The following is a 2,728-nucleotide window of genomic DNA, read 5'->3' as shown; positions in this document are numbered from 1 at the left end:
GGTTAAGCTAATAAGAGCACACGGAGGATGCCTAGGCGCCAGGAGCCGACGAAGGACGTGGCGAACAACGAAACTGCCTCGGGGAGCTGTAAGCAAGCTTTGATCCGGGGGTGTCCGAATGGGGAAACCCAGCTGTGGTAATTCGCAGTTACTCATCTCTGAACACATAGGAGATGTAGAGGCAGACCAGGGGAACTGAAACATCTAAGTACCCTGAGGAAGAGAAAACAATAGTGATTCCGTCAGTAGCGGCGAGCGAACGCGGAACAGCCTAAACCTAAGAGCTTGCTCTTAGGGGTTGTGGGACGTCTCACATGGAGTTACAAAGGAATATGGTAGGCGAAGAGGTCTGGAAAGGCCCGCGATAGAGGTAAAAGCCCTGTAACCTAAACTGTGTTCTCTCCGAGACGGATCCCGAGTAGTGCGGGGCACGTGAAACCCCGTATGAATCCAGCAGGACCATCTGCTAAGGCTAAATACTACCTGGCGACCGATAGTGAAACAGTACCGTGAGGGAAAGGTGAAAAGCACCCCGGAAGGGGAGTGAAATAGAACCTGAAACCGTGTGCTTACAAAAAGTCAGAGCCCTATTCATGGGTGATGGCGTGCCTTTTGTAGAATGAACCGGCGAGTTACGTTTAACATGCAAGGTTAAGTCGAGAAGACGGAGCCGCAGCGAAAGCGAGTCTGAATAGGGCGAATGAGTATGTGGACGTAGACCCGAAACCGTGTGATCTACCCCTGTCCAGGGTGAAGGTGCGGTAACACGCACTGGAGGCCCGAACCCACGCATGTTGAAAAATGCGGGGATGAGGTGGGGGTAGCGGAGAAATTCCAATCGAACTCGGAGATAGCTGGTTCTCCCCGAAATAGCTTTAGGGCTAGCCTCGGTATAAGAGTAGTGGAGGTAGAGCACTGATTGGGTGCGGGGTCCGCAAGGATTACCAAGCTCAGTCAAACTCCGAATGCCATATACTTATTGCCGGGAGTCAGACAGTGAGTGCTAAGATCCATTGTCAAAAGGGAAACAGCCCAGACCATCAGCTAAGGTCCCCAAGTGTGTGTTAAGTGGGAAAGGATGTGGAGTTGCACAGACAACCAGGATGTTGGCTTAGAAGCAGCCACCATTGAAAGAGTGCGTAATAGCTCACTGGTCGAGTGACTCTGCGCCGAAAATGTAACGGGGCTAAACACACCACCGAAGCTATGGCTAGATACGTATGTATCTGGGGTAGGGGAGCGTTGTATGTGGGTTGAAGGTGTACCGTAAGGAGCGCTGGACAGCATACAAGTGAGAATGCCGGTATGAGTAACGAAAAGATCAGTGAGAATCTGATCCGCCGAAAGCCCAAGGTTTCCTGAGGAAGGCTCGTCCGCTCAGGGTAAGTCGGGACCTAAGGCGAGGCCGAAAGGCGTAGTCGAAGGACAACAGTTTGAAATTACTGTACCACCGTAATCCGCTATGAGCGATGGGGTGACGCAGGAGGGTAGTGACGCGGACTGATGGATATGTCCGTCTAAGCAGTGAGGCTGATGTGTAGGCAAATCCGCACATCATTAAGGCTGGGCTGTGATGGGGAGCGAAAATTACAGTAGCGAAGGTCATGATCTCACACTGCCAAGAAAAGCCTCTAGCCAGGAGAAGGTGCCCGTACCGCAAACCGACACAGGTAGGCGAGAAGAGAATTCTAAGGCGCGCGGAAGAACTCTCGTTAAGGAACTCGGCAAAATGACCCCGTAACTTCGGGAGAAGGGGTGCCCCGGTAGTGTGAATAGCACGAGGGGGCCGCAGTGAAAAGGCCCAAGCGACTGTTTAGCAAAAACACAGGTCTGTGCGAAGCCGCAAGGCGAAGTATACGGGCTGACGCCTGCCCGGTGCTGGAAGGTTAAGGGGAGTGGTTAGGGGTAACCCGAAGCTATGAACCGAAGCCCCAGTAAACGGCGGCCGTAACTATAACGGTCCTAAGGTAGCGAAATTCCTTGTCAGGTAAATTCTGACCCGCACGAATGGCGTAACGACTTGGGCGCTGTCTCAACGAGAGATCCGGTGAAATTTTAATACCTGTGAAGATGCAGGTTACCCGCGACAAGACGGAAAGACCCCATGGAGCTTTACTGCAGCTTGATATTGAATTTGGGTACGATCTGTACAGGATAGGTGGGAGCCGTAGAAATCGGAGCGCAAGCTTCGGTGGAGGCGCCGTTGGGATACCACCCTGATCGTATCTAGGTTCTAACCTAGTACCGTAATCCGGTACGGGGACCGTGTCAGGCGGGCAGTTTGACTGGGGCGGTCGCCTCCTAAAGAGTAACGGAGGCGTTCCAAGGTTCCCTCAGAATGGTTGGAAATCATTCGAAGAGTGCAAAGGCATAAGGGAGCTTGACTGCGAGACCTACAAGTCGAGCAGGGACGAAAGTCGGACTTAGTGATCCGGTGGTACCGCATGGAAGGGCCATCGCTCAACGGATAAAAGCTACCCTGGGGATAACAGGCTTATCTCCCCCAAGAGTCCACATCGACGGGGAGGTTTGGCACCTCGATGTCGGCTCATCGCATCCTGGGGCTGAAGTAGGTCCCAAGGGTTGGGCTGTTCGCCCATTAAAGCGGTACGCGAGCTGGGTTCAGAACGTCGTGAGACAGTTCGGTCCCTATCTGTCGTGGGCGCAGGAAATTTGAGAGGAGCTGTCCTTAGTACGAGAGGACCGGGATGGACGTACCGCTGGTGCA

The 2,728-nt window shown here is 53.2% G+C and carries 1 rRNA gene; it reads left to right on the top strand.

The window, feature by feature from the left end:
- A 23S ribosomal RNA gene (locus CA598_RS31385) occupies positions 1 to 2,728 on the top strand; the annotation flags it as partial.

Source organism: Paenibacillus sp. VTT E-133291 (genome assembly GCF_002264395.1).
Classification (GTDB): Bacteria; Bacillota; Bacilli; order Paenibacillales; family Paenibacillaceae; genus Paenibacillus_AQ; species Paenibacillus_AQ nitricinens.
This window is presented reverse-complemented; position numbering and strand designations above follow the sequence as displayed.